15 protein-coding genes and 1 riboswitch are annotated in these 16,791 nt (G+C 69.1%); of the genes, 12 read left to right on the top strand and 3 right to left on the bottom strand.

Annotation, left to right across the window (positions count from 1 at the left end; translation table 11 throughout):
* Positions 1-49: 49 nt before the first annotated feature.
* Positions 50-760 (top strand): IclR family transcriptional regulator, encoded by a 711-nt coding sequence (locus L978_RS09305; RefSeq protein ID WP_047522697.1) that lies wholly within the window; start codon positions 50-52, stop codon positions 758-760.
* Between the two features lie 125 nt (positions 761-885).
* Here the strand turns inward: L978_RS09305 and L978_RS09300 are convergent, their stop codons facing one another.
* Positions 886-2,265: an MFS transporter gene (locus tag L978_RS09300; protein ID WP_047522694.1), complete on the bottom strand. Its 1,380-nt coding sequence runs from the start codon at positions 2,263-2,265 to the stop codon at positions 886-888.
* 141 nt (positions 2,266-2,406) lie between these two features.
* Between L978_RS09300 and L978_RS09295 the strand changes: the two genes are divergently transcribed.
* From L978_RS09295 to L978_RS09255, 9 genes are all read left to right on the top strand, one after another.
* A complete protein-coding gene (locus L978_RS09295; protein WP_047522692.1) occupies positions 2,407-3,876 on the top strand; it encodes a fumarylacetoacetate hydrolase family protein in 1,470 nt (489 codons plus the stop codon).
* Positions 3,873-4,559: a GntR family transcriptional regulator gene (locus L978_RS09290; RefSeq protein WP_047522690.1), complete on the top strand. Its 687-nt coding sequence runs from the start codon at positions 3,873-3,875 to the stop codon at positions 4,557-4,559. Before L978_RS09295 ends, L978_RS09290 begins: the two co-directional genes overlap by 4 nt.
* Complete coding sequence (gene hpaE, locus L978_RS09285) at positions 4,556-6,055, top strand: 5-carboxymethyl-2-hydroxymuconate semialdehyde dehydrogenase (protein ID WP_047522688.1); 1,500 nt, start codon at positions 4,556-4,558, stop codon at positions 6,053-6,055. Before L978_RS09290 ends, hpaE begins: the two co-directional genes overlap by 4 nt.
* A gap of 93 nt (positions 6,056-6,148) precedes the next feature.
* Positions 6,149-7,315: a 3,4-dihydroxyphenylacetate 2,3-dioxygenase gene (gene hpaD / locus L978_RS09280; protein ID WP_047522686.1), complete on the top strand. Its 1,167-nt coding sequence runs from the start codon at positions 6,149-6,151 to the stop codon at positions 7,313-7,315.
* A gap of 9 nt (positions 7,316-7,324) precedes the next feature.
* Positions 7,325-8,110, top strand: a complete 786-nt coding sequence (locus tag L978_RS09275; RefSeq protein ID WP_047522684.1) for a fumarylacetoacetate hydrolase family protein — start codon at positions 7,325-7,327, stop codon at positions 8,108-8,110.
* Positions 8,095-8,895 carry an HpcH/HpaI aldolase family protein gene (locus tag L978_RS09270; RefSeq protein WP_047522682.1) on the top strand — a complete coding sequence of 267 codons (801 nt, stop codon included), beginning with the start codon at positions 8,095-8,097 and terminating at the stop codon, positions 8,893-8,895. The genes L978_RS09275 and L978_RS09270 overlap by 16 nt, the downstream gene beginning before the upstream one ends.
* 111 nt (positions 8,896-9,006) lie before the next feature.
* Positions 9,007-10,254, top strand: a complete 1,248-nt coding sequence (locus tag L978_RS09265; RefSeq protein WP_047522680.1) for an MFS transporter — start codon at positions 9,007-9,009, stop codon at positions 10,252-10,254.
* 22 nt (positions 10,255-10,276) lie between these two features.
* Positions 10,277-10,999 carry a DUF6882 domain-containing protein gene (locus L978_RS09260; RefSeq protein WP_047522678.1) on the top strand — a complete coding sequence of 241 codons (723 nt, stop codon included), beginning with the start codon at positions 10,277-10,279 and terminating at the stop codon, positions 10,997-10,999.
* Positions 11,000-11,031: 32 nt separating this feature from the next.
* A complete protein-coding gene (locus L978_RS09255; RefSeq protein WP_047522671.1) occupies positions 11,032-11,595 on the top strand; it encodes a phage holin family protein in 564 nt (187 codons plus the stop codon).
* Between the two features lie 46 nt (positions 11,596-11,641).
* On the opposite strand, the gene L978_RS09250 is transcribed toward L978_RS09255, so the two are convergent.
* Complete coding sequence (locus L978_RS09250) at positions 11,642-12,520, bottom strand: bifunctional methylenetetrahydrofolate dehydrogenase/methenyltetrahydrofolate cyclohydrolase (protein ID WP_047522669.1); 879 nt, start codon at positions 12,518-12,520, stop codon at positions 11,642-11,644.
* On the bottom strand, positions 12,517-13,791 hold the full coding sequence (gene glyA, locus L978_RS09245; protein ID WP_047522668.1) for a serine hydroxymethyltransferase: 1,275 nt from the start codon (positions 13,789-13,791) through the stop codon (positions 12,517-12,519). Before glyA ends, L978_RS09250 begins: the two co-directional genes overlap by 4 nt.
* A 40-nt stretch (positions 13,792-13,831) precedes the next feature.
* Positions 13,832-13,916: riboswitch (ZMP/ZTP riboswitch) on the bottom strand.
* Positions 13,917-14,022: 106 nt separating this feature from the next.
* Here glyA and L978_RS09240 point away from each other — a divergent pair.
* Both L978_RS09240 and L978_RS09235 read left to right on the top strand, forming a co-directional pair.
* Positions 14,023-15,534: a family 20 glycosylhydrolase gene (locus L978_RS09240; protein ID WP_081996986.1), complete on the top strand. Its 1,512-nt coding sequence runs from the start codon at positions 14,023-14,025 to the stop codon at positions 15,532-15,534.
* On the top strand, positions 15,531-16,700 hold the full coding sequence (locus L978_RS09235) for an N-acetylglucosamine-6-phosphate deacetylase (protein ID WP_156118264.1): 1,170 nt from the start codon (positions 15,531-15,533) through the stop codon (positions 16,698-16,700). Before L978_RS09240 ends, L978_RS09235 begins: the two co-directional genes overlap by 4 nt.
* The last annotated feature ends 91 nt before the right edge of the window (positions 16,701-16,791 follow it).

Genomic DNA, 16,791 nt, shown 5'->3' with positions numbered 1-16,791 from the left:
TTGAACACAGCGTAGCCCGCGGCGCCGCACATCGCAAGGGAGCACCCGCATGCCCGAGAACACGAAGACCTCCCCCGCCTCGCAGACCCTGAGCCGCGGCATCCGCATCCTCGAAGTCCTGGCCGACGCGCGCGGGGCGCTCACGATCGACGAGATCTCCGCCCGCCTCGGGGTGCACCGCTCGATCGCCTACCGCCTGGTGCGCACACTCGAAGACCACCGCCTGGTGACGCGCGATGCCGCGGGGGCCGTGGGTCTCGGCGCCCGGATGGCGGCGCTCGCGGCCGGTGTCGCCCATGACCTCCAGGCCGAAGCGCTCCCCGAGCTCACCGCGATCGCCAACGAGCTGGGCATGACATGCTTCCTCGCCGTGCTCGACGGCGGGGAGTGCATCACGCTGGCGAGTGTCGAGCCCCGCCATGCGGTCGCCAGTGTCGCGCAGCGCCCCGGCGCCCGGCATCCCGTCACCGTCGGCGCACCGGGCAAGGCCATCCTGGCGCAGCTCCCGCCTGCCGAGTGGCCGGCGGGCGCCCCCTCCTCCCTCCCCGCAGACGTCGAGACGACGAAGGACCGCGGCTTCGCGACCAGCCACGACGAGGTCATCCCCACCGTGCAGTCGGTGGCGGTACCGCTCGCGCTCCGAGGTCAGCGCCCCGCCGCGATCGCCGTCGTGCACGTGGCGACCGCGCTCGATGATGCCGCGATCGCCGCGCGCCTCCGGCGTTCGGCCGAGGCCATCCGCGACTCCCTCGCCGGCTGACCCCTCCCGGCCCACAACAGCGCGTGCGGGATCAAAAACGCGCGCCTACGAGTGAGTAGACGCGCGTTTTCGATCCCGCAACGGGGCGAAGAGCGTAACGGGGCGAAGAGCGAGACCGGAGCGGGTCAGGCCTTCGCGAGTCCGTGGATCGGGCTGACGGACTGCTCCGCCTCGTGGTCCGGTCCGAGCGGAATGCCGGAGCGATCGCGCAGCAGCAGCGTGGCGATCAGTCCGAGAACCGTCATCCCGGCGAGGTACCACGTGACGGCGTCCGTCGAGCCGGTCGCACTCACGATGGCCGTGGCGATCGTCGGTGCGAACGCCCCTCCAGCGATCGCGCCGATCGCGTAGGAGATGGACACTCCCGAGAAGCGGATGCTCGCAGGGAACAGTTCGGCGTACAGCGCCGCCTGCGGGCCGTAGGTGAAGCCGAGACCGATGGTCAGGATCGCGAGACCGGCGAACAGCAGACCGATCTCGCCGGTGTTCACGAGCGGGAACAGGGTGAACACACCGATCAGCTGCAACACCCATCCGATGACGTACGTCGTACGACGGCCGATGCGGTCGGACAGCCATCCGGCGAGAAGGGTCGTGAGCAGCCAGGTGACGGCAGAACCCGCGACAGCCCAGAGGACCGGTCCGCGCTCGAGGCCGATCGACCCCTCGGGGTTGGTCGCGTAGCCCTGGATGTATCCGCCGGTGGTCATGTAGCCGACGGCGTTGTTGCCGGCGAACACCAGGGCCGCGATGATGACGAGCAGCAGGTGCTTGCGGAACAGCTGCGCGATCGGCATCTGCGCCTTCTCCTTGCGCGCGGCGAGTTCGGTGAAGACCGGGCTCTCCTCGACCTTGCGACGCACGTAGTAGCCGACGAGGATCAGCACCACGCTGAGCAGGAACGGCACCCGCCAGCCCCAGGCCATGAACTGCGCGCCGGGAGCGATCACGGTCATCAGCGCCATCACGCCCGAGGCGAGGAGCAGGCCGAGGGGAACGCCGATCTGCGGCGACGCGCCGAAGATGCCGCGCTTCTTGCGCGGAGCGTGCTCGACGGCCATCAGCACCGCGCCGCCCCACTCACCGCCGGCGGAGATGCCCTGGATGATGCGGAGCAGCACCAGGAGGATCGGCGCCGTGATCCCGATCGTCTCGTACGTGGGCAGGAGTCCGATGAGCGCGGTCGCGGCGCCCATCAGGATGAGCGTCCACATGAGCACGGTCTTGCGCCCGAGCTTGTCGCCGTAGTGCCCCGCGAGGAAGGCGCCGAGCGGGCGGAAGAGGAAGCTGACGCCGACCGTCGCGAAGGCGACCAGCGCGCTGTTCGCGCCCAGGGGCTCGAAGAACAGCTGCCCGAACACGAGTCCGACCGCTGTGGCGTAGATGAAGAAGTCGTACCACTCGACGGTGGTTCCGACGACGGTTGCGAAGACGACGCGGCGCCGATCGGCCGATGTCGCGATGGTTCCGGTGGGCGTGAACCCATCCTGTGACTGCCCGCTCATGGGGTGTCTCCTTCTGGTTGTGACCGCATTGTCACGGCGCGCAGCGGAACGGATCCAAATGCTTGCCGAGGGGTGAACCGATGATATATGATTTCGAATACGACGCACAAGGCGTCGCAGACGAGCGCGAGGAGGCGCCCCGTGACGGAGACCATCAGCCGCCCCGGCAAGATCATCGCGATCCATCTGAGCTACGCGTCCCGTGCTGATCAGCGCGGCAGGCGCCCCGCCTCCCCCTCCTACTTCTTCAAGCCGGCGAGTTCCGTCGCCGCCTCCGGAGGCACGGTCGAACGCCCCGCCGGCACCGAGCTGCTCGCCTTCGAAGGGGAGATCGCCCTCGTGATCGGCACGGCGGCGCGTCGGGTCCCGCTCGCCGAGGCCTGGTCGCACGTCGGCGGGGTCACCGCAGCGAACGACCTCGGCCTGTACGACCTCCGCGCGAACGACAAGGGCTCGAACGTCCGCTCCAAGGGCGGCGACGGCTACACACCGCTCGGCCCGGACGTCATCGACGCCCGCTCGGTCGACCCCGAAGCCCTCCGGGTGCGCACCTGGGTCAACGGCGAACTCCGCCAGGACGACACCACGGCGGGGCTCATCTTCCCCCTCGCGCAGCTCGTGGCCGACCTCTCCCAGCACTTCACCCTCGAACCCGGCGACGTGATCCTCACCGGCACCCCCGCCGGCTCCTCCGTCATCGTCCCCGGTGATGTCGTCGAGGTCGAGGTGGACGCCCCGACCGCTCCCGGCGCCCCGACCTCGGGCCGACTCATCACCACCGTGACGCAGGGCGATGTCCCGTTCGACGGCGACCTCGGCTCACTCCCCGCCGTGGACGATCTGCAGCGCACCGAGGCCTGGGGGTCGCGCGAGGAAGCCGGCCTCCCCCCTGTCGAGAAGGCTTCCGCGCTCTCGCCCGAGCTGCGGACGCTGCTCCTCGAAGCCCCGACCGCCGGGCTCTCGGCGCAGCTCCGCAAGCGTGGCCACCACTCCTGCTTCATCGACGGGGTGTCGGTCAACATCCCGGGTCGCAAGATCGTCGGCACCGCGAAGACGCTGCGGTTCGTGCCGTTCCGCGAAGATCTCTTCACGGCCCACGGCGGCGGGTACAACGCCCAGAAGCGCGCCTTCGACGCGGTCGACGAAGATGAGGTCATCGTCATCGAGGCACGGGGCGACGCCACCACGGGCACCCTCGGCGACATCCTCGCGCTTCGGGCGAAGACCCGCGGGGCGGCCGGTGTGGTCACCGATGGCGGGGTCCGCGACTTCGATGCCGTGGCCGAGATCGGTCTGCCGGTGTTCTCCCAGGGCGCGCACCCGTCGGTCCTCGGACGCAAACACGTGCCGTGGGACGTGGATGTCACGATCTCCTGCGGCGGGGCGACCGTGCAGCCCGGCGACATCATCGTCGGCGACAGCGACGGCGTGATCGTCATCCCCCCCGGTCTGGCGGAAGAGGTCGCCGCCGATGCGGTCGCCCAGGAGATCGAGGACGCCTGGATCGCCGAGCAGGTCGCCGCCGGGCATCCGGTCGATGGACTGTTCCCCCTCAACGCGGAGTGGCGCGCCCGCTACGAGGCCGCCACGTCCGACCGGGGTCAGCGATGACCACGGTCGCCAGCACCAGCAAGTCGGAGCAGGCGTACACCTGGATCCGCTCCCGCATCGCTGCACACGTCTTCGGCCCGGGATACCGCCTGGTGCTCGGCGCGATCGCCGAGGAGCTCGACATGAGCGTGGTCCCGGTCCGGGAAGCGATCCGCCGTCTCGAAGCCGAAGGTCTCGTCACGTTCGAGCGCAACGTCGGCGCCAGGGTGACGCTCGTGGACGAGAGCGAGTACGCGCACACCATGCAGACGCTGGGGCTCGTCGAAGGCGCCGCCACCGCGCTCTCCGCTCCCCTGCTCGACGCCGACGCCCTCGCCGAGGCCGCGGAGGTCAATGAGCGCATGACGCGACTGCTCGACCACTTCGACGCGCACAGCTTCACGGAGTTGAACCGTCAGTTCCACTCCGTGCTGTTCGCCCCGTGCCCGAACCCGCATCTGCTCGACCTCGTCCATCGCGGCTGGGCCCGACTCTCCGGCATCCGCGACACCACGTTCGCGTACGTCCCAGGGCGCGCCAACCACTCGGTCGACGAGCACACGCAGATCCTCGAACTCATCCGCGAAGGGGCCGACCCGCTCGAGATCGAGCTCGCCGCCCGCAACCACCGTTGGCGCACGAGGGACGCGTTCCTCGATGCGCTGCACACCCGTACCGCCCACGCCACAGGAGAACAGTCATGACTGATTCGCGCATCCCCGCCGACCTTCCCGACCACATCCAGCACTACATCGACGGCGCGTTCGTCGACTCCGTCGACGGCGACACGTTCGATGTCCTCGACCCGGTCACCAACCAGGCCTACACGACCGCCGCCGCCGGGAAGAAGGCCGACATCGACCTCGCGGTCGCCGCCGCGAGGCGTGCATTCGACGAGGGCCCCTGGCCGCGGATGCTCCCCCGCGAGCGGTCGCGCGTGCTGCACCGGATCGCGGACATCGTCGAGTCGCGTGACACCCGCCTGGCCGAGCTCGAGTCCTACGACTCCGGCCTCCCGATCACTCAGGCTCTGGGTCAGGCCCGTCGCGCCGCCGAGAACTTCCGCTTCTTCGCAGACCTCATCGTGGCGCAGTCGGACGATGCGTTCAAGGTGCCCGGCCGCCAGATGAACTACGTCAACCGCAAGCCGATCGGCGTCGCGGGCCTCATCACGCCCTGGAACACGCCCTTCATGCTCGAGTCGTGGAAGCTCGGCCCCGCGCTCGCGACCGGCAACACGGTCGTGCTCAAGCCCGCCGAGTTCACCCCGCTGTCGGCCTCGCTGTGGGCGGGCATCTTCGAGGAGGCCGGTCTTCCGCAGGGTGTCTTCAACCTGGTGAACGGCCTGGGCGAAGACGCGGGCGACGCGCTGGTCAAGCACCCCGACGTGCCGCTCATCTCCTTCACGGGCGAGAGCCGCACCGGACAGATCATCTTCGGCAACGCGGCCCCGTTCCTCAAGGGCCTGTCGATGGAGCTCGGTGGAAAGTCGCCGGCCGTGGTCTTCGCCGACGCCGACCTGGAAGCCGCCGTCGACGCCACGATCTTCGGTGTGTTCTCCCTCAACGGCGAGCGCTGCACGGCAGGATCCCGCATCCTCGTCGAGCGCTCGATCTACGAGGAGTTCGTGGAGCGCTACGCGGCACAGGCGAAGCGCGTGAAGGTCGGCTACCCCCACGATCCGGCCACCGAGGTCGGCGCGCTCGTCCACCCCGAGCACTACGACAAGGTGATGAGCTACGTCGAGATCGGCAAGACGGAGGGGCGCCTGGTCGCCGGTGGCGGTCGTCCGGAGGGCTTCGAGGAGGGCAACTTCGTCGCCCCCACGGTGTTCGCCGACGTGTCCCCCGACGCCCGCATCTTCCAGGAGGAGATCTTCGGGCCGGTCGTCGCGATCACGCCGTTCGACTCCGACGAGGAGGCACTGTCGCTCGCGAACAACACGAAGTACGGGCTCGCCGCCTACATCTGGACCAACGACCTCAAGCGCGCACACAACTTCGCGCAGTCCGTCGAGGCCGGCATGGTCTGGCTGAACAGCAACAACGTGCGCGACCTCCGCACCCCGTTCGGCGGTGTGAAGGCCTCGGGTCTCGGCCATGAGGGCGGCTACCGCTCGATCGACTTCTACACCGACCAGCAGAGCGTGCATATCACGCTCGCGGCCCACTCGCACAACCCGACCTTCGGCAAGAACTGACCCTCTCCCCGCGCTCCGGTCGCGATATGTCACCCTATTCGGCTCAGAACGCTGACATATCGCGACCGGAACCCCCAAAGCAAGGACGCTGACATGACCGACAAGACCGCAAAGACCCTGACCTCCTCGGGCTACTACGTGAGCCAGGAGGCACCGATCCAATCGGACAACCCCGTCACGACGCCGAAGAGCACACCGCCGGACATCCTGCGGTGCGCGTACATGGAGATCGTGGTCACCGACCTGGCCGCCTCGCGACAGTTCTACGTCGACATCCTCGGCCTGTACGTGACCGAGGAGGACGAGCAGGCGATCTACCTGCGCTCGACCGAGGAGTTCATCCACCACAACCTGATCCTGCGTCAGGGGCCGATCGCCGCCGTGGCCGCGTTCTCCTACCGGGTGCGCACGCCGGAGGACCTCGACCGCGCCGTCGAGTTCTACACCGAACTGGGCTGCGACGTCCGCCGCAACGAGAACGGCTTCGTCAAGGGCATCGGCGACTCCGTCCGTGTCGTCGACCCCCTGGGCTTCCCCTACGAGTTCTTCTACGCGACGGACCACGTCGAGCGTCTGTCGTGGCGCTACGACCTGCACACCCCCGGTGAGCTCGTGCGTCTGGATCACTTCAACCAGGTCACCCCTGATGTGCCGCGCGCTGTGCGGCACTACCAAGACCTGGGCTTCCGGGTCACCGAGGACATCCAGGACGACGAAGGCACCGTCTATGCCGCCTGGCTGCGCCGCAAGCCGACCGTCCACGACACCGCGACCACCGGAGGCGACGGTCCGCGCATGCACCACGTGGCCTTCGCCACGCACGAGAAGCACAACATCCTCGCGATCTGCGACAAGCTCGGTGCTCTGCGCCGGTCGGACGCGATCGAGCGAGGCCCGGGTCGTCACGGCGTCTCGAACGCGTTCTACCTGTACCTGCGCGACCCCGACGGCCACCGCGTCGAGATCTACACGCAGGACTACTACACGGGCGACCCCGACAACCCGGTCGTGACGTGGGATGTGCACGACAACCAGCGCCGCGACTGGTGGGGCACCCCGGTCGTGCCCTCCTGGTACACCGACGCCTCGCTCGTGCTCGACCTCGACGGCAACCCGCAGCCCGTGACCGCGCGAACCGACTCCAGCGAGATGGCGGTGACCATCGGCGCCGACGGCTTCTCGTACACGCGTGCCGACGAAGGCGAGAAGTCGATGCCCGAGTACAAGCAGGGCGAGTACAAGCTGGGCCACCAGCTCTAGGAGGCACGGATGCTGTCAGAGGAGACGATCGCGCAGATCGCCGCAGAACTCGCGGAAGCCGATCGCACGCACGCGGTGATCCCCCGGATCACAGCGCGATACCCGGAGGCCACGGTCGAGGATTCGTACGCGATCCAGGGCGTCTGGCGCGACACCCAGATCGCCGCGGGGCGCCGCCTCGTCGGGCGCAAGATCGGTCTGACGTCGAAGGCGATGCAGCAGGCGACGGGTATCACCGAGCCGGACTACGGGGTGATGTTCGACGACACCGTCCACGAGTCGGGCGCAGAGATCCCGGTCGACCATTTCTCGAACGTGCGCATCGAGGTCGAGCTGGCGTTCGTGCTGAAGAAACCACTCGAGGGGCCGGACTGCACCCTCGAGGATGCCCTGGAGGCGATCGACTACGCCGTCCCGGCACTCGAGGTGCTGAACTCGCACATCGAGCTCGAGGGGCGCACGATCGTCGACACGATCAGCGACAACGCCGCCTATGGCGCGATGGTTCTCGGAACGGTCCACCGTCGTCCGGACGAGATCGATCTGCGATGGGTGCCGGGGGTCCTCTCCCGCAACGGCGAGATCGAGGAGACGGGGGTGGCCGCCGGAGTGCTCGGCCACCCGGCCACCGGCGTGGCGTGGCTCGCCAACAAGTTCCATCAGCACGGCGCGCGTCTCGAGGCGGGCGAGATCATCCTGGCAGGATCGTTCACGCGCCCGATGTGGGTGTCGCGCGGCGATGACGTGCTGTGCGACTACGGACCGATGGGAACTGTCGCATGTCGCTTCGTCTAGATCCGTCGTTCCGAGAGCAGCTCGCCGCCACCGATCGTCCGTCCGTGGGGATGTGGGTCTGCTCGGGCAGCCCGCTCCTCGCCGAGGTCGCCGCAGGCTCAGGACTCGACTGGCTGCTGATCGACATGGAGCACTCGGCGAACACCCTCGACGCGGTGCTCCTGCAGCTCCAGGCGGTCGCCGCGTACCCGATCACCCCGGTCGTGCGCGTCCCCTCCAACGACACCGTCGCGATCAAACAGGTCCTCGATCTCGGGGCGCAGAACCTGATCGTCCCGATGGTGTCATCCGCCCAGGAGGCACGCGCCGCGGTCGCCGCCACCCGCTATCCCCCGGCCGGCGTCCGCGGGGTGGGCAGTGCGCTCGCACGCAGTGCCCGGTGGAACCGCGTCGACGACTACCTTCAGGAGTCCGCGCAGCACACCTCCCTCACGGTCCAGATCGAGACGACCGCCGGGGTCGACGCCGCTGCCGAGATCGCCGCGGTCGACGGTGTCGATGCGGTGTTCGTCGGTCCGTCCGACCTCTCCGCCTCGATGGGCCTGCTCGGTCAGCAGACCCATCCCGACGTCACGGCCGCGGTCAGGACCGTGTTCGATGCCGTCACGGCCGCCGGGAAACCGGTGGGTGTCAACGCCTTCGACCCCGCCACGGCGGACGCCTACCTCGCCGCCGGTGCCGACTTCGTGGCGGTCGGCGCGGACGTCGCACTGCTCGCCCGTGCCTCCGAGGCCCTCGCCGCACGCTTCATCCGTGCCGACGGGACCGCACGCGCCAGCTACTGACGCCTCGAATCGCGCAACCGGCTGCTTCGGCGGCCTGGAGGGGAGCATGTGCGCGATTCGAAGGTGCCCGCCGTGGCAAGATGATCGGATGCGCACGAGCGAGTCCAGGAGATGATCCGCGGCCTCGCCGCGATGCAGGACCGGAACTTCCGCTGGTTCTTCCTGGCACGCGCGATCACCATGATCACCGGGTCGATGTCGTCGATCGCACTCGCGTTCGCCGTGCTGGAGATCGACAACGACGCCCGTTCGCTGTCCTTCGTCCTCACCGCCTTCACCGTCAGCAACATCGTGTTCGTGCTGTTCGGCGGTGTCATCGCCGACCGTCTGCCGCGCGCTCTGATCATCCAGGCCTGCTACGTGGTGGACATCCTGTCCATCGGCGCGATCGCGGCTCTCCTGTTCACCGGCAATGCGACGATTCCGCTGCTCGTGCTGCTCTCGATCGTCAACGGTGCCTCGACCGCCTTCGTGCTCCCCGCCATGCAGGGCATCATCCCGCAGCTCACGACCCCCGAGCATCTGCAACAGGCCAACGCGATGCTGTCGTTCGTCCGTTCCGCCGTCACGATCGGCGGTCCGGTCCTGGCCGGGATCCTCGTGGCCACGGCCGGCCCCGCGTGGGCGATGGTGGTCCAGGCCGCGGGCTGGGCGGTCGCGATCCCGGTGCTCGCGCTCGTGAAGCTGCCGCCGCCCTCGCACACCGGCGGCACCACGATGTTCCATGACCTCCGGATCGGGTGGCGGGAGTTCTGGAGTCGCTCCTGGTTGTGGACGGTCGTGCTGGCCTTCATGGTCATGAACGCGATCCACATCGGTGCCTGGGGCGTGGTCGGCCCCTACATCGCGAAGAACAACGACCTCCTCGGGATCACGGGGTGGGGATGGGTACTCAGCGCCGAGGGTGCCGGCGTGCTGCTGATGACACTGCTGCTGATGTGGTTCCCGCTGCGGAGGCCGCTGCGCTACGGCATGATCGGCATCGCCGCGTTCGCGATCCCGGTGACGATACTGGGCGTCCATCCCGCCGTGGTCCTCCTCGCGATGGCCGCCTTCATCGCGGGTGCCGGCGCCGAGGTCTTCAGCACCGGGTGGAACCTTGCGATGATGGAGAACATCCCCGGCGAGAAACTCTCCCGGGTCGCGAGCTACGACATGCTCGGCAGCTTCGTCGTGATGCCGATCGGCACGCTGATCTACGGCTGGCTGATCACGCACGCGGATCCTGCGACCGTGCTCGTGACCTCGGGCGTCGTCTACGCGTCGATCGCACTGGTCACCCTGATGGTGCCGAGTGTCTGGCGGATGGGTCGACCGGAAGCGGTCACGAAGACCCCGGCCGAACTAGCGGATTCATAGCATCTCCGGGGAGACTGTCGGCATGACCTACGCCGCGCTCCAGCCCCTCGCCGACCGTGCCGCTCTGTTCGTCGCGCTCCGCCAGGACGCCCTCTCCGCCGCCGCCGATGCCCTCGGCGAGCACCGCTGGGACGCGGACATGGCGCAGGGAACGCTCACCTTCACCGCGAACGACGACCCGTCGCGCCAGCTCGTCACGCGCGCGCACCTGATCGCCACGATCGCACCGGGGCCTCGCTCCCTGCTCTGGGCCTGGGCTCATCCCAGTGGAGACCCGCAGGGCATCGCGACGCAGCTGCACACCTACGGCACCGCGCACGGCATCACCGAACTGACCACGCCGGAGGTGCCGTTCCCCGCCGAAGCCTCGGGCGACGACGAGTGGATCGCGCAGGCCGCGCACACGGTCGGCGGCGCCGCGGTCGAGCTCACCGGACGCTCGCCCTACTACTCGGCCCCCGTCGGCAACGGCACCCGGGCGGTGTTCCTGCTCGACGCTCCGCTCGCGCCGCTCACCGTCGCGGTGGCCGTCGTCGCGCTGCCCCGCGTGCTCTCGGGAATGGATCTCTCCGACGCCCGCACGGCGGTGTGGGACCTCGCGCGGCTCGCAGGCTGGACCCTCACCTGGACCGACGAGTCCTTCTCGGGCGCGATCGTCACGGATGCCTCCGGGACGGCGACGTTCCGCTTCGACGAGCAGGCCCGCATCAGCGGCATCGAGAGCACGCTCACCGCACAGGGGTGAGCCCGCGAAGGCGGATGTGGGATTCTGGTCGCATGAAGAACGGAATCGTGCGATTCGTCGCGCTCGCGGTGTTCAACGTCGCCGTGCTGCTGCTGATCGGCGTGCTGCTGCCCGGTGTCTCGGTGGGCCTGAACGCCCTGTGGGCGTCGGTCGTCCTGACCCTCGCCGCTCTCTTCGTGAAACCCCTGCTGGCAGGTGCGTTCCGCAAGTCGGCGGCGAAGTCCGCCTCCGAGCGCACGAAGGCCGGCGAGAAGGTCGTGCAGTACGTGCTCGTGTACGTCGTCGAGCTCATCATCTGGGTGCTCACGGTGTGGCTGAGCGGCGTCCGCGCCTCGGGGTTCTGGGGCTTCGTGCTCCCGCCGGTCGCTCTGCTCCTCGGCTGGGTGATCTACGATCGGATCGATGACAGGATGCGTGCCAAGACCGCGGAGATCTACGACTCCGTGCAGGCGAAGGTGAGGGGCGGCAGCCGGTCGAAGCCCACCCCCGCCACGAACACCGCGGCGTCGGAGTCGCCGGAGACGGCGGCTGCACGCGAAGAGCTCCGCGACGGCCTGACCCCCGAGCAGCGTCGGATGCTCGACGAACTCGGCTGACCGTCGTCAGAAGGGGTGCGCCACGCGGGCACCCCTCCGGAAGCGATCAGGCGAGCCGCTCTGCGGCCTCCACGACGTTCGTCATGAGCAGGGCGACGGTCATCGGGCCGACGCCACCCGGGTTCGGGGAAAGGTACCCGGCGACGTCCGCGACGCCGGGCGCCACGTCGCCGAACACCAGGTTCTTCCCGGACTGCGGATCGGTCTCCCGGGTCACGCCGACGTCGAGCACTGCTGCCCCCGGCTTGACGTCTTCGGGACGGATGAGGTGCTTGACGCCCGCGGCCGCGACGATGACGTCGGCCTCCCGCAGGTAGCGAGGCATGTCGACCGTACCCGTGTGGGTCAGCGTGACCGTGGCGTTCAGGTCGCGACGGGTGAGCAGGAGCCCGATCGAACGGCCGATCGTGACCCCGCGGCCGACCACGACCACGTGCTTGCCCCTGAGGTCGTAGTCGTTGCGCAGCAGCAGCTCGATCACGCCGCGCGGTGTGCAGGGCAACGGCGTGTGGATCGGACCGTTGACGTTGAGCACCAAGCGGCCGAGGTTGGTCGGGTGCAGACCGTCGGCGTCCTTCGCCGGGTCGATCCGCTCGAGGATGGCGTCCGTGTCGAGGTGCTTCGGAAGAGGCAGCTGCACGATGTACCCGTGGCACGCGGGATCGGCGTTGAGCTCGTCGATCAGCGCCTCGACCTCGGCCTGCGTGGCGTCCGCCGGGAGCTCCCGCTGGATCGAGTTCATCCCGATGCTCTCGGACTGCCGGTGCTTCATGCCCACGTAGAGCTGCGAGGCCGGGTCGGCCCCCACGAGCACCGTCGCGATGCCCGGGGTGATCCCCTTCGCCTTCAGCGCGGCCACCCGCTCGGTGAGCTCCGCTCGGATCGCGGCCGATGCGGCCTTCCCGTCCAGGATCTTCGCGGTCACTGCTGCAGGTCCGGGTAGAGCGGGAACGCCGCGGCCAGGGCGTCGACGCGGGCACGCAGCGACTCCACGTCCGCACCGGGGAGCAGTGCGAGCGCGATGATGTCGGCGACCTCGGTGAACTCGGCGTCCCCGAAACCGCGGGTCGCGAGTGCGGGCGTGCCGATGCGCAGACCCGAGGTGACCATCGGCGGGCGCGGGTCGTTCGGGACCGCGTTGCGGTTCACGGTGATGTGGATGTCGTGCAGGAGGTCTTCTGCCTGCTTGCCGTCGATCTCGGCATCACGCAGGTCGACCAGCACCAGGTGCACATCGGTGCCGCCCGAGCGCACGGCAATGCCGGCATCCTTCAGGTCCTGCTTCGACAGACGCTCGGCGATGAGCGCGGCACCGCGCAGCACGCGCTCCTGGCGCTCCTTGAACTCGGGCGTGCCTGCGAGCTTGAACGCGGTCGCCTTGGCGGCGATCACGTGCATGAGCGGCCCGCCCTGCTGGCCCGGGAACACGGCGGAGTTGATCTTCTTGGCGATGTCGGCGTCGTTGGTGAGGATGAAGCCCGAGCGCGGCCCGCCGATCGTCTTGTGCACGGTCGACGAGACGACGTGGGCGTGGGGCACCGGGTTCGGGTGCAGGCCCGCGGCCACCAGACCCGCGAAGTGCGCCATGTCGACCCAGAGCAGAGCCCCGACCTCGTCGGCGATCTCGCGGAACGCCGCGAAGTCCATCGTGCGCGGGTAGGCCGACCAGCCGGCGATGATGACCTTGGGTCGGTGCTCGATCGCGAGACGGCGCACCTCCGCCATGTCGATCGTCGAGGTCTCGGGGTCGACACCGTAGGCGACGATGTCGTACAGACGACCCGAGAAGTTGATCTTCATGCCGTGCGTCAGGTGACCACCCTGGTCGAGGGAGAGGCCGAGCAGGGTGTCGCCGGGGCGGGCGATGGCATGGAGGACCGCGGCGTTGGCGGAGGCGCCGGAGTGCGGCTGCACGTTCGCGAACTCGGCACCGAACAGGCTCTTCGCCCGCTCGATCGCGAGGGACTCGGCGACGTCGACCTCTTCACAGCCGCCGTAGTACCGACGCCCGGGGTAGCCCTCGGCGTACTTGTTCGTGAGCACCGAGCCCTGCGACTGCAGCACCGAGACGGGAACGAAGTTCTCGGAGGCGATCATCTCGAGGAAGGTCTGCTGACGCTTCAGCTCACGGTCGAGGACCTGAGCGATCTCCGGATCGACTTCTGCGAGCGGGGCGTTGAAGTAACGGTCGGTCATGATGACGTGCTCCTTTGACAACGGATTCGAAAGGGGTGTTCCTATCGGCCCAGGCGCGCGGTCGAATTCCGTGGTCAGTCGCTCCCCGGTGGTAGTCCACCCAGACGCCAGTCGCGACGGTTACGAGCATAGCCGATGCCGGAGCCGTCGCACGCGGTCGCGACGACGACGGCGCAGAATCGTTTCGATTCCCCCATTCCCTCCTGCCACGACGACCGGTAGGTTTTGTTCATGGTCCTTCCTCATCCTCTTCCGCTCGTCCCTGCACCCGTGTCCGCCGTCGCACGGGAGGAACGGATGCCGCTCACCGCGACGACGCGCGTGCTCGGCTCCTCCCCGGCCGCCGCACAGCTGGTCGACGCGATCGAACGCCGCACCGGAATCCGCCTCGCCCTCGTCGATGAGGCCGACGCCGAGATCGAGCTCCTCGTCGACCCCGCCTCCTCCGCACCCGAGGGCTACACGCTCGAGATCGGAGAGCGGGCGATCCTCGTCGGTGCCGACGAGGCCGGGCTCTTCTACGGCGTCCAGACGCTGCTGCAGCTGCTGCGCCAGGAGGACTCCGGCTGGGCGCTGCTCGGTGCCGACGTCGCCGACTCCCCTCGCTTCGCCCGACGAGGTGTCATGCTCGATGTGGCTCGGCACTTCTTCGGCGTCGACGACGTGAAGAAGTTCATCGACAGCACCAGCGCCCTCAAGTTCAACCACCTGCACCTGCACCTGACCGACGACCAGGGATGGCGCGTGCACATCGACTCCTGGCCGTTGCTCACCGAGCGGGCGGCCGGCACCTCCGCGAACGGAGACCCGGGGGGCTTCTACACGAAGGACGACTACCGCGAGATCGTGGCCTACGCCGCCTCGCGTCACATGATCGTGATCCCCGAGATCGATCTGCCCGGCCACACCCACGCGATCGGCGTCGCCTACCCCGAGCTCGTCGAGGCACCCGTGCTGAACGACAACCTGATCGCGGACTCCGCTCGCCTCGGCCAGCCGCTGCCCGTCGCCGGCGAGACGTACCTCGGCTGGGGCGTCGGTCACTCGAGCGTCCGCATCCACGACGAGCGCACCTACGCGTTCGTGCGCGACGTCGTCCGCGAGCTCGCCGAGATGACCCCGGGGCCGTACATCCACGTGGGAGGCGACGAATCGCTCGGCACCCCGCAGGCCGACTTCGACCTGTTCGCCGAGCGCGCCACCGCGATCGTCGTCGAGGCCGGCAAGATCCCGGTCGCCTGGCACGAGATGGGCTCGGCCGCAGACATCGCCGAGGGCACCGTCGGCCAGTACTGGGGCAAGACCACCCCCGAGGGCACGCACGCCGAAGAGGCCGCCCACTTCGTCGAGCGCGGCGGCGCGCTGATCATGTCGGCGGCGAACGTCACCTACCTCGACATGAAGTACTCCGAGGACTTCCCCCTCGGCCTCACCTGGGCGGCCATCATCGACGTCCGCTCCGCGTATGAGTGGGAACCGACCTCCGTCCTCGACGTGCCGGACGCCGCGATCCTCGGCGTGGAGGCTCCGCTCTGGTCCGAGACCACCCGGACCCTCGCCGAGGTCGAACAGCTGGTCTTCCCCCGGGCGGCAGCGCAGGCCGAAGTGGCCTGGTCGCCGCAGGAAGGCCCGGAACGCACCTGGGAGTCCTTCCGCGTCCGGGTCGGGGCGCTCGCGCCGCTGTGGAAAGCTGAGGGGGTCGACTTCCACCCCGCAGAAGAAATCCCCTGGAGCGAACGTTGAGCATCCACTCCTCCGCAACCGGCTCGCTGGTCATCCATTCGGCGCGCATCGTCGACGGTGGCGCGATCACCGAAGACGCCTGGGTCCGGATCGAGGAGGGCACCGTCGCAGCCCGCGGCACCGGTTCGGACTGGACATCGGCGGATGCAGTCGTCGATGCCACGTCCGTCGCCGGAGCGGGCGCCCTGCTCACCCCCGGCTTCGTGGACATCCACGGGCACGGCGGAGCCGGAGCGTCGTTCGACGACGGCGTCGACGCCATCCGCATCGGTCGCGACCTGCATCGCGCCCACGGCACCACGCGCGCCGTCGTTTCCCTCGTGACCGCATCGGTAGATTCGCTCGCACGGAACGTCGCCCTGATCGCCGACCTGACCGAGACGGACGCCGACATCCTCGGTTCCCACCTCGAGGGCCCGTTCCTCGACCCCGGCCACCACGGCGCTCATGAGCCGTCGCTGCTGCGCCATCCGGTCGCCGCGGACGTCGCACGACTGCTGGATGCCGGGCGAGGCACGGTCCGCCAGGTGACGATCGCACCGGAGCTCCCCGGCGGGCTCGACGCGATCAGGCAGATCGTGGCCGCAGGCTCGGCGGCCGCGGTGGGTCACACCGACGCGGATGCTGCGACGGCTGTCGCCGCTTTCGAGGCCGGTGCATCGATCCTCACCCACGCCTTCAACGCGATGCCGGGCATCCACCATCGTGCGCCGGGCCCGGTGCTGGCCGCTGCAGCGGATCACCGAGTCGTGCTCGAGGCGATCGCCGACGACGTGCACCTCGATCCGCACGTCGTCAAGCTCGTGTTCGACGCGGCCCCCGGTCGGGTCGCGCTCGTCACCGATGCGATGGCCGCGGCGGGAAGCGCCGACGGTCACTACGACCTCGGGGCGGTCAGCGTCACGGTGAAGAACGGCGTGGCCAGGGCGGATGACACCGGTTCGATCGCCGGCTCGACGCTCACCCAGGACGTCGCACTGCAGCGCGCGGTCGCGGCCGGCGTGACCCTCGAAGAGGCCGTGCGGGCGCTCACCGAGACCCCGGCCCGGGCGATCGGACGCGGCGCTGTGCTCGGTGGCCTGCGCCCCGGCATGCTCGGCGACGTCGTGCTGCTGGATGCGGAACTGCGCGTCGCGCGCGTCTGGTCAGGACCCCGACTCGCCTAGGTCCTGCGTCGCGCGCGACGCGCAGCTCTGCGCTCTCCGGTCGTGCGTGCACAGGGCGGGGGGCCGCCGTTCCCCAGATCGGCGGCCCCAT

It is taken from the genome of Microbacterium sp. ZOR0019, from assembly GCF_000800925.1.
Classification (GTDB): Bacteria; Actinomycetota; Actinomycetes; order Actinomycetales; family Microbacteriaceae; genus Microbacterium; species Microbacterium aurugineum.
This window is presented reverse-complemented; position numbering and strand designations above follow the sequence as displayed.